Source organism: Burkholderia sp. BCC1972 (assembly GCF_905339605.1).
In the GTDB taxonomy this organism is placed as follows: domain Bacteria; phylum Pseudomonadota; class Gammaproteobacteria; order Burkholderiales; family Burkholderiaceae; genus Burkholderia.
In genome coordinates, this window is record NZ_CAJPGH010000026.1 from 67,502 (window position 1) to 88,001 (window position 20,500).

At 64.7% G+C, this 20,500-nt stretch carries 15 protein-coding genes; 8 read left to right on the plus strand and 7 right to left on the minus strand.

Features of this window, described 5'->3' with window-relative positions; genetic code table 11:
• Nucleotides 1-106: 106 nt before the first annotated feature.
• On the plus strand, nt 107-505 hold the full coding sequence (rbfA, locus tag U5798_RS29270; protein ID WP_034190142.1) for a 30S ribosome-binding factor RbfA: 399 nt from the start codon (nt 107-109) through the stop codon (nt 503-505).
• A 13-nt stretch (nt 506-518) separates the two neighbouring features.
• Nucleotides 519-1,451, plus strand: a complete 933-nt coding sequence (truB, locus tag U5798_RS29275; RefSeq protein WP_322083985.1) for a tRNA pseudouridine(55) synthase TruB — start codon at nt 519-521, stop codon at nt 1,449-1,451.
• A gap of 96 nt (nt 1,452-1,547) precedes the next feature.
• Here truB and U5798_RS29280 read toward each other — a convergent pair whose 3' ends face one another.
• From U5798_RS29280 to U5798_RS29295, 4 genes are all read right to left on the minus strand, one after another.
• Entirely contained in the window at nt 1,548-3,107 is a 1,560-nt protein-coding gene (locus U5798_RS29280) for a DHA2 family efflux MFS transporter permease subunit (protein WP_322083986.1), read from the minus strand.
• A 28-nt stretch (nt 3,108-3,135) separates the two neighbouring features.
• Nucleotides 3,136-4,350 (minus strand): efflux RND transporter periplasmic adaptor subunit, encoded by a 1,215-nt coding sequence (locus U5798_RS29285; RefSeq protein ID WP_124454831.1) that lies wholly within the window; start codon nt 4,348-4,350, stop codon nt 3,136-3,138.
• A 52-nt stretch (nt 4,351-4,402) separates the two neighbouring features.
• Nucleotides 4,403-5,899: an efflux transporter outer membrane subunit gene (locus U5798_RS29290; RefSeq protein WP_124454833.1), complete on the minus strand. Its 1,497-nt coding sequence runs from the start codon at nt 5,897-5,899 to the stop codon at nt 4,403-4,405.
• A gap of 87 nt (nt 5,900-5,986) precedes the next feature.
• Nucleotides 5,987-6,478, minus strand: a complete 492-nt coding sequence (locus tag U5798_RS29295; RefSeq protein WP_124454835.1) for a MarR family winged helix-turn-helix transcriptional regulator — start codon at nt 6,476-6,478, stop codon at nt 5,987-5,989.
• A 328-nt stretch (nt 6,479-6,806) separates the two neighbouring features.
• Between U5798_RS29295 and typA the strand changes: the two genes are divergently transcribed.
• The 6 genes from typA to U5798_RS29325 all read left to right on the plus strand — a co-directional run bounded on the left by typA (nt 6,807) and on the right by U5798_RS29325 (nt 16,492).
• A complete protein-coding gene (gene typA / locus U5798_RS29300; RefSeq protein WP_124454837.1) occupies nt 6,807-8,633 on the plus strand; it encodes a translational GTPase TypA in 1,827 nt (608 codons plus the stop codon).
• 318 nt (nt 8,634-8,951) lie between these two features.
• Nucleotides 8,952-11,816, plus strand: a complete 2,865-nt coding sequence (locus U5798_RS29305) for a 2-oxoglutarate dehydrogenase E1 component (protein WP_124454839.1) — start codon at nt 8,952-8,954, stop codon at nt 11,814-11,816.
• A 135-nt stretch (nt 11,817-11,951) separates the two neighbouring features.
• Nucleotides 11,952-13,229, plus strand: a complete 1,278-nt coding sequence (gene odhB / locus U5798_RS29310) for a 2-oxoglutarate dehydrogenase complex dihydrolipoyllysine-residue succinyltransferase (RefSeq protein WP_124454841.1) — start codon at nt 11,952-11,954, stop codon at nt 13,227-13,229.
• 81 nt (nt 13,230-13,310) lie between these two features.
• A complete protein-coding gene (lpdA, locus tag U5798_RS29315; RefSeq protein ID WP_322083987.1) occupies nt 13,311-14,741 on the plus strand; it encodes a dihydrolipoyl dehydrogenase in 1,431 nt (476 codons plus the stop codon).
• 98 nt (nt 14,742-14,839) lie between these two features.
• Complete coding sequence (zapE, locus tag U5798_RS29320; protein WP_322083988.1) at nt 14,840-15,937, plus strand: cell division protein ZapE; 1,098 nt, start codon at nt 14,840-14,842, stop codon at nt 15,935-15,937.
• 144 nt (nt 15,938-16,081) lie between these two features.
• Nucleotides 16,082-16,492: a transposase gene (locus U5798_RS29325; RefSeq protein WP_322083989.1), complete on the plus strand. Its 411-nt coding sequence runs from the start codon at nt 16,082-16,084 to the stop codon at nt 16,490-16,492.
• A gap of 102 nt (nt 16,493-16,594) precedes the next feature.
• Here U5798_RS29325 and U5798_RS29330 read toward each other — a convergent pair whose 3' ends face one another.
• From U5798_RS29330 to U5798_RS29340, 3 genes are all read right to left on the minus strand, one after another.
• Nucleotides 16,595-17,056: a DUF2147 domain-containing protein gene (locus U5798_RS29330; protein WP_124454850.1), complete on the minus strand. Its 462-nt coding sequence runs from the start codon at nt 17,054-17,056 to the stop codon at nt 16,595-16,597.
• A 166-nt stretch (nt 17,057-17,222) separates the two neighbouring features.
• A complete protein-coding gene (locus tag U5798_RS29335; protein ID WP_124454851.1) occupies nt 17,223-18,908 on the minus strand; it encodes a ShlB/FhaC/HecB family hemolysin secretion/activation protein in 1,686 nt (561 codons plus the stop codon).
• Between the two features lie 144 nt (nt 18,909-19,052).
• The gene (locus U5798_RS29340; RefSeq protein ID WP_322083990.1) at nt 19,053-20,474 is read right to left on the minus strand and encodes a collagen-like triple helix repeat-containing protein; all 1,422 of its coding nucleotides are present in this window, start codon (nt 20,472-20,474) and stop codon (nt 19,053-19,055) included.
• Nucleotides 20,475-20,500: the final 26 nt, after the last annotated feature.

Below are 20,500 nucleotides of genomic sequence, written 5' to 3' on the forward strand. Positions count from 1 at the left end.
CATCGGCTCATGGGCGGGGCAGGCTTGGGCCTGTCCCGCCCATTTTCATGGTGGCGTGCCGACAATGGCCGCCGCTTTATCCTGATAAACGGATCACGGATCGATCATGTCCAGGAAACGTACTTCCCCCAATCGCAACGTTCAGATCGCCGACCAGATTCAGCGCGATCTGTCCGAACTCATCATGCGCGAGGTCAAAGACCCGCGTATCGGCATCGTGACCATCCAGAGCGTGGAGCTCACGCCGGACTACGCGCACGCGAAGGTCTACTTCACTGCGCTCACCGGCGATCCGGAAAAGACGCAGGAGGCGCTGAATCACGCGTCGGGTCACCTGCACAACCTGCTGTTCAAGCGCCTGCACATTCACACGGTGCCGACGCTGCATTTCCATTACGACCAGACGATCGAGAAGGCCGTCGAGATGTCGCGCCTGATCAAGGAAGCGAACTCGACGCGCGCGAAGGACGACGACGAGGCCGACGCGCCGGCCAAGGACGACTGAACTCGACCGGCCTATGACGACTGCAGCACCCCAACGTCCACGCGTACCCCGGCGCATGCTGGACGGCGTCCTCCTGCTCGACAAACCGGTCGGCCTGTCGAGCAACGATGCGCTGATTCGCGCGAAGCGCCTGCTCCTCGCGAAGAAAGCCGGTCACACCGGCACGCTCGATCCGCTGGCGTCGGGCCTGCTGCCGCTGTGTTTCGGCGAGGCGACCAAGTTCTCGCAGGACTTGCTCGAGGCTGACAAGATCTACGAAGCGACGATGCGTCTTGGCCAGCGCACGGCCACCGGCGATGCGGAAGGCGACGTGATCGACACGCGGCCCGTCGAATGCGACCGGGCCGCGGTGGAAGCCGCGCTCGTGCGTTTCACTGGCGAGATCGTGCAGGTGCCGCCGATGTATTCGGCGCTCAAGCGCGACGGCAAGCCGTTGTACGAATACGCGCGCGCGGGCCAGACCGTCGAGCGGGAAGGCCGCAACGTGACGATCCATGTACTCGAGCTGCTCGCTTGCGAGCTGCCCGACGTGACGTTTCGCGTGACCTGCAGCAAGGGCACGTACGTGCGTACGCTCGCGGAAGATATCGGCGAGGCGCTCGGTTGCGGTGCGCATCTGACGATGCTGCGTCGCACGGGCGTCGGTGCGCTGACGCTCGAACACGCGGTGACGCTCGATGCGCTGTCGGATGCGGCCGAATCGGCGCGTGATGCGTGGCTCCAGCCGGTCGATGCGTTGCTGTCGACATTCCCGTCCGTTCGTCTCGACGATGCGTCCGCGAAGCGGTTCCTGCATGGCCAGCGCCTGCCGCTGTCGGAACTCGGGCCGATCGAAGCGGCTGACGGCGAGCGCGTGCGCGTGTACGACGCCACGCGGCTGCTCGGCGTGGCACGCAAGGCGAATGGCGTGCTGGCACCGGAACGGCTCGTCGTGACGGCGGCCTGATGTAGCGGCGCCAATGCGCCGCAATCGGCACAAGAAAAAGCCCGGTCGAATCGACCGGGCTTTTTTGTTTGATGCGTCAGCGTTGCGGCATCGTGCTCAGTGCGCCGCCGATGCGGCCGCCCCGGCATCGCCGCCGCCCGCGCGTTCGGGCTTGGTGATCCAGATCAGTCCGATCAGCAATACGAAGATCGCCGCCGAGATGTAGAACAGATCGTTCACGCCGAGCTGTGCGGCCTGCTGCGTCGCCAGGTTGTTGATGAGCCCGTGTGCCTGGTCCGGCGTCAACCCGAGGTTGCCCATCTGCGTGACGGCCTGGTTGAACGTCGGGTTGTACGGGTTCGCCTGCTCGACCAGTTGCGCGTGATGGAAGTTGTTGCGATGGTCCCACGCGGTCTGGAAGATCGACGTGCCGATGCCGCCGCACATGATCCGCACGAAGTTCGACAGGCCGGACGCCGCAGGAATGCGGTGTCCGGGCAGGCCGGACAACGTGATCGACACGAGCGGGATGAAGAAGCCGGCCATCGCGATACCTTGCACGAGCGTCGGCAGCGTCAGCGACCATTCGTCGACGCCCGTCGTGTAGCGCGAGCGCATCCAGAAGCACAGCGCAAACGTCAGGAACGACGCCGTCGAGATGAACCGCGGATCGGTGCGCGGCAGATACTTCCCGGTGAGTGGCGACAACAGGATGGCGAACAACCCGACCGGCGCCATCACGAGGCCGGCGTCGGTCGCGGTGTAGCCGATCTGGGTCTGCAGCCACAGCGGTAACAGCACGAGATTGCCGAAGTACAGGCCGTACCCGATCGACAGCGCGACCGTCCCGCCGGTGAAGTTCCGTATGCGGAACAGCGACAGGTCGACGACCGGGTGCTCGGCGGTCAGCTCCCAGATGACGAAGAACGCGAATGCAATGACGGCGGTCAGCGCGAGCACGACGATGGTCGTCGACGCGAACCAGTCGAGATCCTTGCCCTTGTCGAGCATGATCTGCAGCGAGCCGACCCAGACGACCAGCAGCGCGAGGCCGACGCCGTCGATCGGCGCGCGGCGCACGGCCGATTCCCGATCGCGGTAGATCATCCACGTCGCGGCGGCGGCGGCAATGCCGACCGGGATGTTGACGTAGAAGATCCACGGCCACGAGTAATTGTCGGAGATCCAGCCGCCCAGGATCGGGCCGGCGACCGGTGCGATCAGCGTCGTCATTGCCCATAGTGCGAGCGCCATCGGTGCCTTCGCGCGCGGATAGCTCGACAGCAGGAGCGCTTGCGACAGCGGAATCATCGGGCCCGCGACCGCGCCCTGCAGCACGCGCGATGCGAGCAGGAACGGCAGGCTCGGCGCGAGGCCGCACATCCACGACGAGATGACGAACAGGATGATCGAGGCGAGGAACAGGCGGACCTGCCCGAAGCGATCGGTCAGCCAGCCCGTCAGCGGCACCGAGATCGCGTTTGCAACCGCGAACGACGTGATGACCCACGTGCCCTGGTCGGACGATACGCCGAGATCGCCCGAGATGGTCGGGATCGCGACGTTCGCGATGGACGTGTCGAGCACGTTCATGAACACCGCGAGCGATACCGCGACCGTCCCGAGCAAAAGTTTCCCGCCCTGCAAGGGCGGGTAGGAGACAGGAGCCTGTGCCATGTCGGTTGTCTTTCCGGAGTCGGAACGATTACATCATTTTCGCGGCGCTGGTCGGCTTCGCCGCGACGGGGGCCGACGCGTTGCCGCCGGCGTTCTCGGCGATGATGCGCGCGATTTCGGCGTCGGCTTCGTCACCGTACTTCGCGAACACGTTGGTCTCGTAGACGGTATTCGGCGCGTTGACGAGCTGGTCGCCGCGTTCGTCCTTGATGTCCACGTCGACCTGCATCGACAGGCCGATGCGCAGCGGATGCTTGTCGAGATCCTTCGGGTCGAGCTCGATCCGCACCGGCAGGCGCTGCACGACCTTGATCCAGTTGCCGGTCGCATTCTGCGCCGGCAGCAGCGAGAACGCAGAGCCCGTACCGGCCGAGAAGCCGACGACCTTGCCGTGGTAGGTGACCGACGAGCCGTAGATGTCGGCCGTCATCTCGACCGGCTGGCCGATGCGCATGTGCTTCAGCTGGACTTCCTTGAAGTTCGCGTCGACCCACACGGCGTTCAGCGGCACCACCGACATCAGCGGCGTGCCCGGCGACACGCGCTGGCCGACCTGCACCGAGCGCTTCGCGACGTAGCCGGTGACCGGCGCCGGCAGCACGTTACGCGCATTCGCGAGGTACGCGTCGCGGACCTTCGCGGCGGCGGCCATCACGTTCGGGTGCGATGCGATCGTCGTGTTTGCGGTCAGCGCGCGATTCGACGCGAGCTGCTGCTGCGCGGCGTCGACCGATGCCTGCGCGGCCTTCACGGCGTCGCGTGCATGCGAGATTTCTTCCTGCGACACGGCGCCCGTCTGCGCGACGGCCACGCGGCGGCGCAGGTCGTCCTGGGCCTTCGACAGGTCGGACTGGCGCAGCGCGACCTGCGCGCGGTATTGATCGTCGTTGACGAACAGCCCGCGCACCTGGCGCACCGTCTGCGCGAGGTTGGCTTCCGCCTGCTGCAGCGCGACCTGCGAATCGGCCGGGTCGAGCACGACCAGCGGGTCGCCGGACTTGACCGTCTGCGTGTCGTCCGCCTTCACGGCGATCACGGTGCCGGTGACCTGCGGCGTGATCTGCACGACGTTGCCGTTCACGTACGCATCGTCGGTGCCTTCATGGAAGCGGGCGACGAGGAAGTAATAGAGGCCGTACGCGATAGCCGCGATCACGATGACCGCGACGAGCAGCGTCATCATTCGCTTGCGCTTGCCGTTGTTCTGCGGCTGCGCGCTGGCCGCGTTTTGTTGGTCGCTCATGGCGATTTTCTCCGTCCGTTATTTCGAGTGTCTGCGTAGTGGTGGCGCCGGATCAGTTGGCGGCCTGTTTTGTCGGCTTGGCTGCGTCGGGCGCGGCGAGCGGCGTACCGGTCGCATCGAACCCGCCGCCCAGCGCCTTGATCAATGCGAGCTGCATGTCGCGACGGCGCATCTTCAGGTTGGTCACCGTCTGCTCGGAGGCGAGGCGGTTGCTGTCTGCGGTCAGCACCTGCAGTTGCGGCGACAGGCCGGCCTTGTAGCGGATCACCGCGAGATCGTAGGCGCGCGTCGACGCGTCGAGCGCGTTCTGCGCGTCGCCCATCTGGCGGTCGATCGCGCGGATCGATGCAACTTGCGTCGCGACGTCGTTCAGCGCGCTGATCAGCGTCTGGTTGTAGTTCGCCACCGACAGGTCGAAGTCCGCATAGCGCCCCTTGAGCTGCGCGCGCAGCGCGCCGGCATCGAAGATCGGCAGGTGGATCGCCGGGCCGAACTGGGCCTGGCGGCTCGCGAAGTTCAGGAATTTGCCCCAGCCGAACGCATCGAAACCGAAGCCGGCCGCGAGGTTCACGTCGGGGTAGAACTCGGCCTTCGCTTCCTTGACGTCGTGCATCGCGGCCTCGACCTGCCAGCGCGCGGCGACGATGTCGGGGCGGCGCGACACGAGATCGGCCGGCAGGTTGCCGGGCAGCGCGACCTCAGCAGTCGGGTTCATCACGGGCGCGGCGATCTGCAGCCCGCGATCCGGACCCTTGCCGAGCAGTGCGGCGAGCTGGTAGCGCACCGTCGTGATCTGGCCGTCGAGGTCCGACAGCGAAGCCTGCGTCGTCGCGATGTTGCCGCGGGCCGTCTGGCGTTCGACGTTGGTATCGAGGCCGGCCGACACGCGGCCGTCGGTGATCTTGCCGACCGTTTGGCGGTTGGTGATCTCGCGTTGCGCGATGTCGCGCAGCGCATAGAGTTGCGCGAGCGAGTTGTAGGTGCGTGCGACCGACGACGCGAGCGTGATGCGCGCCTGCTGCATGTCGGCTTCCGCGGACTTTTCCTGCGACACGGCGGTGTGCAGCCGTTCGCGGTTCTTGCCCCACAGGTCGAGTTCCCACGACGCGCTCGCGAGCGCGTTGTTCTCGCTGTACCACTGGCCGCCGTACGGGGGCGGGAACAGCGCGTTCGACGAATACAGCTCGCGCGTCCACGAATAGCTCGCCTCGGCCTTCGGCATCAGGTTCGAACGCGACGATTCGATGTACGACGACGCCTTCGCGATGCGTGCCTGCGCCTGCGCGATCGACGGATTGCCCTGCAGCGCTTCGTCGATCAGCTTCGGCAGTTGCGGATCGCCGAACTGGTTGGCCCAGTCGAGCGCCGGCCACTGGCCGCCCTGGGCCGGGATGCTCTGGGCGGACTCGAATTGCGAGGCGGGTGCGATCTGCTTGTCGCTCTTGATGCCGATGTAGTTTGCGCAGCCTGCCAGTGCGAATGCGGCGACCGCGGCGGCAACGGCAGCGCGGTACGACCCGCCGCGCACGGACAACGGGGAGGATTTCATCGCGCTGACCCCTGACTCGGAATGAATGATGGACACTGCAAGGATTTCCTTACATTAATCTGTCAAAAGTAATTGTTATGGCAACTATTACGCGATGCTGCTGCCGGCCGTCTCGCAATAGTTGCTGAGAATGCGGCGCAGCATGCTCTTCAGGAACCCGACTTCTTCCGGCGTAAACCCGTCCAGCACCTGGTCGAGCACACTGCGGAAAATGGGCGGCAGCCGTTCGGCGAGCGCACGGCCCTCGTCGGTCAGTTCGAGGCGGACGACGCGACGATCCTCGATGCTGCGCACGCGGGACAGCAGGCCGCGTTTCTCGACCCGGTCGAGCAGGCGCGTGACCGCGCTCGCATCGATCCCGTATTCGCGCGCGAGCTCGGCGGCCGTCGAGCATTTGCCGACCGCGATCATGAACAGCATGCTCGCCTGCGTGCCCGTGATGCCGAGCTCTTCCTGCGTGCGTTGCGTGACGAGGTTGGTCATCACGGATTTCACGCGCGACATCAGATAGCCGACGCTGTCGTTCATCTGATACGTGGACAGCGGCGAAACGGGCGGTTGGGTAGAAGAATCCGACATAAAACCCTGAAGCTGCAATAGTTGACTAGGCAGCAGTATAGGCACAATTGCTTGCCGCGGCAAATGTTAATCGAACGGCAACGGGTGCGCTTTGCAGTGCGAAAATCCCTTGCGTGAGTAAGGTTTATTGGCTGCCGGGCGGCGGCACGTTCGAATGCTTCGCCGGTTCGAGGGGAGGGCGGACGGGCGCGGTTTTGTCGCGTCGCGACGTGTCCGTCCGCTCTCGACATTCTCACGTGCTATAATTTGTGGCTTTCCAAGCTGCAACAGCGCGCGCCCGTGAAAACGAGCGGGCGCGTTTGCGCGTTCAAACGATTTCCAGGTTTCTATGACCCGCGCCCTTCGCAATATCGCCATCATCGCTCACGTCGACCACGGCAAGACGACGCTCGTCGACCAACTGCTTCGCCAGTCCGGCACCTTCCGCGACAACCAGCAAGTCGCCGAGCGTGTGATGGACTCGAACGACATCGAAAAGGAGCGCGGGATCACGATTCTCGCGAAGAACTGCGCGGTCGAATACGAAGGCACGCACGTCAACATCGTCGACACGCCGGGGCACGCGGACTTCGGTGGTGAAGTCGAGCGCGTGCTGTCGATGGTCGACTCGGTGCTGCTGCTGGTCGACGCCGTCGAGGGCCCGATGCCGCAGACGCGCTTCGTCACGAAGAAGGCGCTGGCGCTCGGCCTGAAGCCGATCGTCGTCGTCAACAAGATCGACCGCCCGGGCGCGCGGATCGACTGGGTGATCAACCAGACCTTCGACCTGTTCGACAAGCTCGGCGCGACCGAAGAGCAGCTCGACTTCCCGATCGTCTATGCGTCGGGCCTGAACGGCTACGCATCGCTCGACCCGGCTGCGCGCGACGGCGACATGCGCCCGCTGTTCGAGGCGATCCTCGAGCACGTGCCGGTTCGCCCGGCCGATCCGGAAGCGCCGCTGCAGCTCCAGATCACGTCGCTCGACTATTCGACGTACGTCGGCCGGATTGGCGTCGGCCGCATCACGCGCGGTCGCATCAAGCCGGGCCAGCCGGTCGTGATGCGCTTCGGCCCGGAAGGCGACGTGCTGAACCGCAAGATCAACCAGGTGCTGTCGTTCAAGGGTCTCGAGCGCGTGCAGGTCGAGTCGGCCGAAGCGGGCGACATCGTGCTGATCAACGGTATTGAAGACGTCGGCATCGGCGCGACGATCTGCGCGGTCGACACGCCGGAAGCGCTGCCGATGATCACCGTCGACGAGCCGACGCTGACGATGAACTTCCTCGTCAACTCGTCGCCGCTCGCGGGCCGCGAAGGCAAGTTCGTGACGAGCCGCCAGATCCGCGACCGCCTGATGAAGGAACTGAACCACAACGTCGCGCTGCGCGTGAAGGACACCGGCGACGAAACGGTGTTCGAAGTGTCGGGCCGCGGCGAACTGCACTTGACGATTCTCGTCGAGAACATGCGCCGCGAAGGCTACGAGCTGGCCGTGTCGCGTCCGCGCGTCGTGATGCAGGAAATCGACGGCGTGCGTCACGAGCCGTACGAACTGCTGACCGTCGACCTCGAAGACGAACACCAGGGCGGCGTGATGGAAGAGCTCGGCCGCCGCAAGGGCGAAATGCTCGACATGGCGTCGGACGGCCGCGGCCGCACGCGTCTGGAATACAAGATCTCGGCACGTGGCCTGATCGGCTTCCAGAGCGAATTCCTGACGCTCACGCGCGGCACGGGCCTGATGAGCCACATTTTCGATTCGTACGCGCCGGTCAAGGACGGTTCGGTCTTCGAGCGCCGCAACGGCGTGCTGATCTCGCAGGACGACGGCGCAGCGGTGGCCTACGCACTGTGGAAGCTGCAGGATCGCGGCCGCATGTTCGTGAAGCCGGGCGACGCGCTGTATGAGGGCATGATCATCGGCATCCACAGCCGCGACAACGACCTCGTCGTGAACCCGATCAAGGGCAAGCAGCTGACCAACGTGCGTGCGTCGGGTACCGATGAAGCCGTGCGTCTCGTGCCGCCGGTCCAGATGTCGCTGGAATACGCGGTCGAATTCATCGACGACGACGAACTCGTCGAAGTCACGCCGCAGTCGATCCGCCTGCGCAAGCGCTTCCTGAAGGAGCACGAGCGTCGCCGCGCGAGCCGCGAAGGTGCGGTCGACTAAGCATTTCGACCGTTCGCTGCGTCACGGAAAAGGCTGCCTTCGGGCAGCCTTTTCCGCATCTGCGCGATGCGCAACCGGATTACCCGCAAAACACTGTTCCCGCAGGTCGTGGCAATCCGGCAAAACCCCGTCGCGCGGTGCTTTCAGGCACATTTCCCCGTGAACTCCGGTATCGGTTCTGTGATATGCTGCGCGCACGCAAGTTTTAGGTCCTTCCAAGCAAGACTTGATTCGCAATCCGCTAAACGGTCAGGCCGTGTCGCGGAAGGTTGAGTAACCCGCTATTTCTCGAGAAGCTCGAAGAAAGGTGAGCGTAAAATGTCAGATGTAATGAAGCAGTTTCAGCTGAACTCCTATCTGTTCGGCGGCAATGCTTCGTACGTTGAAGAACTGTACGATGCATATCTCAACAATCCGGCGTCGGTGCCGGAGAACTGGCGAGAGTATTTCGACGCGCTGCAGAACGTGCCTGCAACGGACGGCTCGAATGCCAATGACGTCGCTCATTTCCCGATCGTCGAATCGTTCGCCGAGCGCGCGAAGGCCAATGCCTTCATCCCGCGCGAAAGCACGAGCAACCTCGCGACCGCGCGCAAGCAGGTCCACGTCCAGTCGCTCATCAGCGCCTACCGCTTCCTCGGCTCGCAATGGGCCAATCTCGATCCCCTGAAGCGTCGCGAACGTCCCGCCATTCCCGAACTCGAACCCGCGTTCTACGACTTCTCCGAAGGCGACCTCGACCAGACGTACAGCGCAAGCAACCTGTACTTCGGTTTCGACCAGGCTTCGCTGCGTGACATCGTCAAGGGTCTGCGCGACACGTACTGCGGCACGATCGGCGCCGAGTACATGTACATCAGCGATCCGGAACAGAAGCGCTGGTGGCAGGAGCGCCTGGAGTCGACCCGTGCGACGCCGTCGTTCTCGATCGACAAGAAGAAGCACATCCTGAATCGCCTGACGGCAGCGGAAGGCCTCGAGCGCTATCTGCATACCAAGTACGTCGGCCAGAAGCGCTTCTCGCTCGAAGGCGGCGAAAGCTTCATCGCGGCGATGGACGAAGTCGTCCAGCACGCAGGCAAGAGCGGCGTGCAGGAAATCATCATCGGCATGGCCCACCGCGGCCGTCTGAACGTGCTGGTCAACACGCTGGGCAAGATGCCGGCCGACCTGTTCGCCGAATTCGAAGGCAAGCACGTCGACGACCTGCCGGCCGGTGACGTGAAGTACCACAAGGGCTTCTCGTCGGACGTGTCGACGGAAGGCGGCCCGGTCCACCTGTCGCTCGCATTCAACCCGTCGCACCTCGAAATCGTGAACCCGGTGGTCGAAGGTTCCGCGAAGGCGCGTATGGACCGTCGCGGCGACGAAGACGGCCTGCAAGTGCTGCCGGTGCAGATCCACGGCGACGCGGCCTTCGCTGGCCAGGGCGTCGTGATGGAAACGCTGAACCTCGCGCAGACGCGCGGTTACGGCACGCACGGCACGCTGCACATCGTCATCAACAACCAGATCGGCTTCACGACGTCGGACCCGCGCGATGCGCGCTCGACGCTGTACTGTACCGACGTGGTCAAGATGATCGAAGCGCCGGTGCTGCACGTGAACGGCGATGATCCGGAAGCCGTCGTGCTCGCGATCCAGATCGCGATCGACTACCGGATGCAGTTCCACAAGGATGTCGTGATCGACATCGTCTGCTTCCGCAAGCTGGGTCACAACGAGCAGGACACGCCGGCCGTCACGCAGCCGCTGATGTACAAGAAGATCGCGCAGCACCCGGGCACCCGTGCGCTGTACGCCGAGAAGCTCGTGCAGCAGGGCGTGATCACCGCGGAAGATGCCGACAACTACGTGAAGGCATACCGCAAGGCGATGGACGACGGTCACCACACGGTCGACCCGGTCCTGTCGAACTACAAGAGCAAGTATGCGGTCGACTGGGTTCCGTTCCTGAACCGCAAGTGGACGGATGCAGCCGACACGGCCGTGCCGCTCGCCGAACTGAAGCGCCTCGGTGAGCGCATCACGACGGTCCCGGAAAACTTCAAGGTCCACCCGCTCGTCGAGCGCGTGATCAACGACCGCCGCAACATGGCGCGTGGCGACCAGCCGCTCGACTGGGGCATGGGCGAACACCTCGCGTTCGCGTCGCTCGTCGCATCGGGCTACTCGGTACGCCTGACGGGCCAGGACTCGGGCCGCGGCACGTTCACGCACCGTCACGCGGTGCTGCACGACCAGAACCGCGAGCGCTGGAACGACGGTACGTACGTGCCGCTGCAGAACATCGCCGAAGGCCAGGCGAAGTTCACGGTGATCGACTCGGTGCTGTCGGAAGAAGCGGTGCTGGGCTTCGAATACGGTTACTCGACCGCCGAGCCGAACACGCTCGTGCTGTGGGAAGCGCAGTTCGGCGACTTCGTCAACGGCGCACAGGTCGTGATCGACCAGTTCATCTCGTCGGGCGAAGTGAAGTGGGGCCGCGTGTCGGGTCTCACGATGCTGCTGCCGCACGGCTACGAAGGGCAAGGTCCGGAGCACTCGTCGACGCGTATCGAGCGTTTCCTGCAGCTGTGTGCAGATCACAACATGCAGGTCGTTCAGCCGACGACGCCGGCGCAGATCTTCCACCTGCTGCGCCGCCAGATGATCCGCCTGTTCCGCAAGCCGCTGATCGTCGCAACGCCGAAGTCGCTGCTGCGTCACAAGGAAGCGGTGTCGGACCTGTCGGAACTGGCGAAGGGTTCGTTCCAGCCGGTGCTGGGCGAAACCGACGGCGGCATCGACGCGAAGAAGGTCAAGCGCGTGCTGGCCTGCTCGGGCCGCGTGTACTACGACCTCGTCGCGCATCGCCGCGAAGCGAAGGCGAACGACGTCGCGATCATCCGTATCGAGCAGCTGTATCCGTTCGCGCACAAGCAGTTCGAAGCCGAAATGAAGAAGTACGAGAACGCGACTGAAGTGGTCTGGGTGCAGGACGAGCCGCAGAACCAGGGTCCCTGGTTCTACGTCGAGCACCATCTGAAGGAAGGCATGAAGGAAGGGCAGAAGCTGGCATACAGCGGCCGTCCGGCTTCGGCCTCGCCGGCGGTTGGCTACTACGCGAAGCACTACGAGCAGCAGAAGGCCCTGATCGAAGGGGCATTCGGCCGCCTGAAGAGCGGATCGATCGCGAAATAACCGACGGAAGCGAAACGGGAAGGCGCGCGGCGCTTTCCCGTCTTCCTTGGCCTGCCGGGCGCGTGGCGCGCCGCATCGGCCGAAGGAATCGCACGAACCTCGTCACACCCCAGATTAAGCATCCAGGAAAATCACATGGCTATCGTAGAAGTCAAAGTCCCCCAGCTTTCGGAGTCGGTTTCGGAAGCGACCATGCTGCAGTGGAAGAAGAAGCCGGGCGAAGCAGTTGCGCAGGACGAAATCCTGATCGAACTCGAGACCGACAAGGTCGTGCTCGAAGTGCCGGCACCGGCAGCGGGCGTGCTCGCGCAAGTGCTGCAGAACGACGGTGACACGGTGGTTGCCGATCAGCTGATCGCGACGATCGACACCGAAGCGAAGGCAGGTGCTGCCGAAGCAGCGGCAGGTGCCGCCGAAGTCAAGCCGGCAGCAGCGCCTGCCGCAGCCGCACCGGCCGCACAGCCGGCCGCCGCAACGGCATCGAGCTCGGCCGCCGCATCGCCGGCAGCAGCGAAGCTGCTGGCCGAGAAGGGCCTGTCGACGGGCGACGTCGCAGGTTCGGGCCGCGACGGCCGTGTCACGAAGGGCGACGCGCTGGCAGCAGGCAGCGCACCGAAGGCGGCTCCGGCCGCCGCACCGGCGAAGACCGCTGCTGCGAAGCCGGCACTGCCGGAAGTGAAGGTGCCGGCATCGGCAGCGACGTGGCTGAACGACCGTCCGGAACAGCGCGTGCCGATGTCGCGCCTGCGTGCGCGTATCGCCGAGCGTCTGCTCGAATCGCAGCAGACCAACGCGATCCTGACGACGTTCAACGAAGTGAACATGGCTCCGGTCATGGAACTGCGCAACAAGTACAAGGACAAGTTCGAGAAGGAACACGGCGTGAAGCTCGGCTTCATGTCGTTCTTCGTGAAGGCGGCCGTGCACGCGCTGAAGAAGTTCCCGCTCGTGAACGCGTCGATCGACGGTAACGACATTGTCTACCACGGCTACTTCGACATCGGTATCGCTGTCGGCTCGCCGCGCGGCCTCGTCGTGCCGATCCTGCGCAACGCGGATCAGCTGAGCCTCGCCGAGATCGAGAAGAAGATCGCCGAATTCGGCCAGAAGGCGAAGGACGGCAAGCTGTCGATCGAGGAAATGACGGGCGGTACGTTCTCGATCTCGAACGGCGGCGTGTTCGGTTCGATGCTGTCGACCCCGATCATCAACCCGCCGCAGTCGGCCATCCTCGGCGTGCACGCGACGAAGGAACGTCCGGTCGTCGAGAACGGCCAGATCGTGATCCGTCCGATCAACTACCTCGCGCTGTCGTACGACCACCGCATCATCGACGGCCGCGAAGCCGTGCTGTCGCTCGTCGCGATGAAGGATGCGCTGGAAGATCCGGCCCGCCTGCTGCTCGACCTGTAAGCCGAGTCTCACTGCATTGACCCGCTCCGCGGGTTCGCGCACATGCGCGAACCCGCGGGCGCACAAGTAGAAAGGATTGTCATGTCCAAGGAATTTGACGTCGTCGTGATCGGCGCCGGCCCCGGCGGCTACATCGCCGCGATTCGCGCCGCGCAGCTCGGCAAGACCGTTGCCTGTATCGAGAAGTGGAAGAACCCGGCCGGCGCGCTGAAGCTCGGCGGCACCTGCCTGAACGTCGGCTGCATCCCGTCGAAGGCGCTGCTCGCATCGTCGGAAGAGTTCGAGAACACGTCGCATCACCTGGCCGACCACGGCATCACGGTCGACGGCGTGAAGATCGACGTCGCGAAGATGCTCGGCCGCAAGGATGCGATCGTCGAGAAGATGACGAGCGGGATCGAGTTCCTGTTCAAGAAGAACAAGATTACCTGGCTGAAGGGCCATGGCAAGTTCACCGGCAAGACGGACGCCGGCGTACAGATCGAAGTGAGCGGCGAGGGTGAAACCGAAGTCGTCACCGCGAAGAACGTGATCATCGCGACGGGCTCGAAGGCGCGTCACCTGCCGGGCATCCCGGTCGACAACAAGATCGTGTCGGACAACGAAGGTGCGCTGACGTTCGACTCGGTGCCGAAGAAGCTCGCCGTGATCGGCGCAGGCGTGATCGGCCTCGAGCTCGGCTCGGTGTGGCGCCGCCTGGGTGCCGAAGTGACGGTGCTCGAAGCGCTGCCGGCATTCCTCGGCGCAGCCGACGAAGCGCTCGCGAAGGAAGCGGCCAAGCTGTTCAAGAAGCAGGGCCTCGACATCCATCTCGGCGTGAAGATCGGTGAAGTGAAGGCGACCGACAGCGGTGTGTCGATCGCCTACACGGACAAGGACGGCAACGCGCAGACGCTCGACGCCGACCGCCTGATCGTGTCGGTCGGCCGCGTGCCGAACACCGACAACCTCGGCCTCGAGGCAATCGGCCTGAAGGCGAACGAGCGTGGCTTCATCGACGTGGACGACCACTGCCGTACGGCAGTGCCGAACGTGTACGCGATCGGCGACGTGGTGCGCGGCCCGATGCTCGCGCACAAGGCGGAAGACGAAGGCGTGCTGGTCGCGGAAGTGATCGACGGCCAGAAGCCGCACATCGACTACAACTGCATTCCGTGGGTGATCTACACGTACCCGGAAATCGCATGGGTCGGCAAGACGGAGCAGCAGCTGAAGGCGGAAGGCCGCGAGATCAAGTCGGGCAAGTTCCCGTTCTCGATCAACGGCCGCGCGCTCGGCATGAACGCGCCGGACGGCTTCGTGAAGATGATCGCGGATGCGAAGACCGACGAACTGCTCGGCGTGCACGTGATCGCCGCGAATGCGTCGGACCTGATCGCGGAAGCCGTGGTGGCGATGGAATTCAAGGCGGCGTCGGAAGACATCGCCCGCATCTGCCATCCGCACCCGTCGATGTCGGAAGTGATGCGCGAAGCGGCGCTCGCCGTCGACAAGCGCTCGCTGAACAGCTGAGCACGGCGTAGCGCCTGCCGGCCGTCGGCCGGCGCAGCCGTCTCTTGACGAAGGCGGGCGGGGTTTCCCGCTCGCCTTCGTTCTTTCCGGTTTGCCCGATGAACGTCACCGAATACTACACGCGCGAACTGACCACGCGCGGCTATCAGTCCGATCCCGCCCAGCGCGCGGCCGTCGATCGCCTGCAGCGCTGCTTCGACGAGTGGGTCGAGTACAAGGCGCGTCGCTCGAACGCGTTCAAGAAGCTCATCAATCATCCGGACCTCCCGCGCGGCGTCTACCTGTGGGGCGGCGTCGGCCGCGGCAAGAGCTTCCTGATGGACAGCTTCTATGCGGTCGTGCCCGTGCAGCGCAAGACGCGCCTGCATTTCCACGAATTCATGCGCGAAGTGCATCGCGAGCTCGAGGAACTGAAAGGGCAGGCCGATCCGCTCGACGAACTCGCGCGGCGCATCGCGAAGCGCTACCGGCTGATCTGCTTCGACGAATTCCACGTGTCGGACATTGCGGACGCGATGATCCTGTACCGTCTGCTCGACCGCCTCTTCAACAACGGCGTGCAGTTCGTGATGACGTCCAACTACGATCCCGACGACCTGTATCCGGACGGCCTGCATCGCGACCGCATGCTGCCGGCGATCGCGCTGATCAAGGACAAGCTCGACGTGCTGAACGTCGACGCAGGCGTCGATTATCGCCAGCGCACGCTCGCGCAGGTGAAGATGTATCACACGCCGCTCGGCGCGGACGCCGATCGCGAATTGCGCCATGCGTTCGGCAAGCTCGCGGCGGTACCCGATGAAAGCCCGATCCTGCATATCGAGAAACGCGAACTGAAGGCGCTGCGCAAGGCGGACGGTGTCGTCTGGTTCGACTTCGCGACGCTGTGCGGCGGCCCGCGATCGCAGAACGACTATCTGGAACTGGCGAGCCGCTTCCATGCGATCGTGCTGTCCGAGGTGCCGCAGATGTCGCCGCGGATGGCGTCCGAGGCGCGTCGCTTCACGTGGCTCATCGACGTGCTGTACGACCACAAGGTCAAGCTGCTGATGTCCGCGGCGGTGCCGGCGGAGCAGTTGTACGTCGAAGGCCCGATGGCCAACGAATTTGCGCGCACGGTGTCGCGAATCGTCGAGATGCAGTCGAAGGAGTATCTCGAAACGCCGCGTCGCATCGTCGACACGTCGCTGACCTGATTGCGTTGTCCGGTAATTGACGGGATTCAAACGTCAATTCCGGTCAAATTCATGCAATCTCGGGGTATTTTCGGATTTGTCTTATATTCATCGTTGAGGTGAGCCGATATCGTTGTGTCATGGTTACCAAGGCTGGAGATGTCCATGACACCGTATCGCGATCTGACCGACCACGAGTGGCGCTGCGTTGCGCCGCTTCTGCCCGAAATGCAGCCGCGCACCGAGTTGCGCGGCCGTCCGCTAGCCAATACGCGGGCCGTCCTGAACGGCGTGCTCTGGGTGATCTACAGCGGCGCGACGTGGTCCGCCATGCCGCGCCGTTACCCGTCGTATCAGACATGCCATCGCCGCTTCAAGGTCTGGCACGAGACGGGCACGCTGTTGAGCGTGATGCGTGAGCTCTATGGCGATTCGGGCGTGAATCTGTGCAACGAGTTGTCCGCGCGAATGCGCAAGCACACGCAATCGAAGGCGGCAGAGGCGCGCAGCAACGCGGTACCCGCGTATCGCACACCGGGCGGCTATGCGCCCGACTCGCTGAAGCGTGCGGCGTGATGCCAGTCGGTTTCTGTTGCGCCCGCACCCAAAGAAAATCGGCCTGACGACTTCGTCGCAGGCCGATTTTTCATTGAGCCGTGCGCTTTCGCGCGCGCTGCGTTATTGCTGGCGAATCCAGGTCTGCGACCGGCCGAGCAGCGATACGCCGATGTAACCGCGCACCACGAGTTTCTGGCCGCCGTCTTCAAGCGTCATCTTGCACTTGTAGACCTTGCCGTTCTCCGGGTCGAGGATGTTGCCGCCGTCCCAGTGGTCGCCTTCCTTCTTCATTGCCTTGATGATCGTCATGCCCTTGATGAGTTGATCCTTGCGCTCGTCCGTGCAGGCGGTGCAGCGGCGATCGGGCGTATCGTTCGCGCCGAGGCCCTTGACGACCTTGCCCGTCAGCGCACCGTCGCCGTCCTCGGCGATCTGTACGAGTGCCTTCGGTTGATGGGTGTTGTCATCGATCGTCTGCCACATGCCGACGGGATTGTCGGCTTGTGCGAACGTGGGGGCTGCACAGGCGAGCAGTGCGCCGGCAACGGCGATTGCACGCAACGGGCGGGTCAGTTGAATCATTGTCGTCCTCCTTGTTTTGCATGTCGTGTTCGATTCGCCCGCACGCCCGTCTGCATGGGGCGGGCATGTTGCGAGCTTCGCCAGAATACGTGAAACCGCGCGCCACGTTTGATAGAGGGGACTCTAATCGAAACAGCCCGCGTGACGCGGGCTGTTTGGTGTCCGATCAGTTCAGCTGATACGAGAATGCGGCGTTGATGCGCGGGCTGCGCGACGCGCTTTCGACGGGTGCGTCGCCGATCGGCTTCGCAACGTTCAGGTCGAGGCTGTAGAAGCGGCTGTCGGACAACCGCACACCGATGCCGACCGACGACATGCGGTTCGGCGACGGCGTGCCTGAGTGCAGATACACGCGCGCCATGTCGTAGGCCACGTACGGCGTGATCGATTTCAGATACGTCCAGCCCGGCGTGAAGCCGCGGTTGACCTCCAGCGACATCGCCCAGCCCGAGTCGCCCGACGCTTCGCCAGGCTGATAGCCGAGCGCGTAGCGCGTCGAGCCGAACGAGATCTGTTCGGACGTCGGCAGCGAATCGGGACTGTATTGGCCGGTCAGCGAAACCGACGTGCCGATCCGGAACGGCCATTCGTTGGTTTGCGTGACAGTCGCGCCGGTGCGGACGAAGGTCAGCGAAATCGGGTTGCCCACCGAGGTCGTCGTCGAGCCGACGGTGATGTCCTGCGCCTTCGACGCGCCGAGGATGTTGAAACCCTTCGCGACATTGACGCTCAGCTTCTGGACCTGTTTCGGCTGGACGCTCGTGTAGTCGAGTTGCATCTGCAGCACGCGGACCTGCGAGCGCGTATCGAGGGTCGCGCCGTTGATCTGGTTCTGGTAGCGGTCCTCGTTGTGCGACGCGTAGCCCGACACGGTCCCGAGCAGGCTGCGCTGGTTGTTCAGCAAGATCGGATAGGATGCCGAAAGACCAAGCTTCTCGTTCTTGACCGTACGCTGCACATAAGACGGCAGCCCAGGGTTGTCGGTCGGCTTGCCGCGATACGTACTTGCGTCGAGGCGCGTGATCAGGCCGCTGCTGCCGACAGGTACCGCGCCGCTGAACGCGAAGTAGGTCTGCTTGTCACGTCCGGGCGGCGCGAGCGCCGAGATGCTCAATTGCTCGCCAAACCGCGTCAGGCCGTTTTCGGTCGCGGTGATGAGGCCCTGGACGCCGGGGTGGTTGAAGTCGATACCGGTGCCGATGTTGAACGGCTTGCGGTCGACCGCGAGTTCGAGCGTCGTGGCGCCATCGGTGGTTTGCGGCGGCGGGACATTCGCCTTCACCGTGAGGCCGGGCAGCAGGCCGAACGTGTTCACGTAGCGTTCGAACGTCGCGCGGCGCAGCGGGCGATCGTCCGTGATGTGGGCAGCGATCGCGCGGATCTTCGGTTCCATCGCACCGGGCTTGCCGGTGATCTTGACGTCCGACACATAGCCTTCGACTACCGTGATGCGCACGACGCCATTCTCGAACGTCTGCGCGGGAACGAACGCGAACGAAAGCGCGTAGCCGCGTTCCTGGTACAGCTTCGTCACGCCGTTGGCGGTTTCGATCAGGTCGCCGATCGTGATGTCCTTGCCGACGAGCGGGGTGAAGCGACGCGAGATTTCCTCGAACGGCACCGACTTCACGCCTTCGACCTGAAACGTCGACGGCGTCAGGTGTCGCGACAGCAGCTCCTGCAGTTGCGGCGCTTGCGGGGCGACCTGCACGGTCACGTTCGGGCCGGTCTTCGGTGCGTTGATCTGGGGCAGGGAGTCGAGCGGGTTACCGCCGACGCGCGATTGTGCATGTGCCGTGCCTGCTGCCGCGATGGCGAGCAGCATCATCCATCTGTCGAGTCTGGATTTCATTGTTCTTCCTCGTAGGCCTTGCTTTTCGTCTTCTTTGTAATGCCGGCGCGCGACACCAGGGTGTCGCGCGCCGCGTGCCGCCATGCCGGTTGTGTTTGTACGGCCGCGCCATTCGCTCCGGCTGCGATGGTGCGGCCGTCCTCCTTACTTGCCAACGCTACCCAGCGTGCCCAGCAACCCCGTTACCGGTGCCAGCAGGCCCGTCGAGCCGCTACCCGACGATGCCGTGCCCGTGACACCGCCGACCAGCGACGTGACCGGCGCGAGCGGGCTCGCGCCTCCCGATCCTGCTGCACCGCCCACTGCTCCGGTGACAGTATTCAGCAAACCGGTGACGGGCGCGAGAGGGTTTGCACTGCCTGCGCCGCCTGTTGCGCCGCCGAGCGTGCCGGTGACCGTCGACACGAGATTCGTGACGGGGGCGAGCGGACCGCCGCTGCCGCCTGCCGCGCCACCGAGTGCGCCGGTGACCGTCGACACGAGGCCCGTGACCGGAGCGAGCGGGCCGCTGCCCGCGCCGCCCGTTGCGCCGCCAAGTGCGCCCGTGAGCGAGCCGAGCGGCGTCGAGCCGAGACCGGACAGCAGGCCGCCGAGCGGGTTCGTCGAGCTGGAGCCCGACGACGTGCCGTTCTGGACGGTTGCCGTCGAGCCGCCGACGAGGCTCGTGATCAGGCCGGGGATCGGTGCTGCGCCGTTCGGGCCGTTCGGGTTGACGAGGCCGCCTGCGTTGGTCACGGTGTTGCCGACCGCGGTCACGAGTTGGCCGACGTCGCCGACGAGCGGCTGGCTCGACGTGCCGCCCACCTGCTTGCCTGCCGAGCTGATCGCGCCGCCGATCTGGCCGAGCAGGCCGGAGACGGGTTGGCCGAGGCCGGTCGTCGTGCCGACCTGTTGTGTGACCTGGCCGGCCGTGATCACGAGCGGCGTGATCGCCGAGCTGATCGGTTGCGTGACCTGCTGGACTGCGCCCGACGACAGCGTCGAGCCGATCGTCGTGCCGGCGGCCGTCAGGCCGTTGGCGACCGTGTCGAGCACGGTGCCGACCGGCGTCGTGACCGGAGCGAGCGGCGCGAGCGGGCCCGTGCCGAGCGCCTTCACCGTCGAGCTCAAGCCGGACACCGTGTTGCTCGTCGCGCCGACGACATTGCCGAGGCCGGCAACCGTCGTGCCGACCGGATCCTTCGTCGAGCCGATCTGTCCCAGCCCGTTGCTCACGGCATCGGCGGCTGCGCCGACGATCGTGCCGGTGCTGGAGAGCGTGCTGCCGACTCCCTTCGTCACGCCGTCGCCGAGGCCCGGCAGGCTGATGTTGCCGACCGTGCTGCCGAGGTCCGTGGCCGTCTGGCCAACCGTGCTGACGACGCCCTTGGTGCCGGTCGACGTGCCGCTGGTGCCGCTCGTGCTGGGCGTGCCGCTCGTGCTCGGATTGCTGTTGCTGCTGCTGGACGGCGTCGCGCTGACACCGCCGCCGCCGCAGGCGGCCAGCAGGCAGGCTGCGGCGAAGGCGGTGAGGGGCACGCGCCACTGGCGCAGGGTGACGGTCGTGATGAAACGTTGCTGGGACATGATGGACTCCTCGCTGTCTTTTCGAT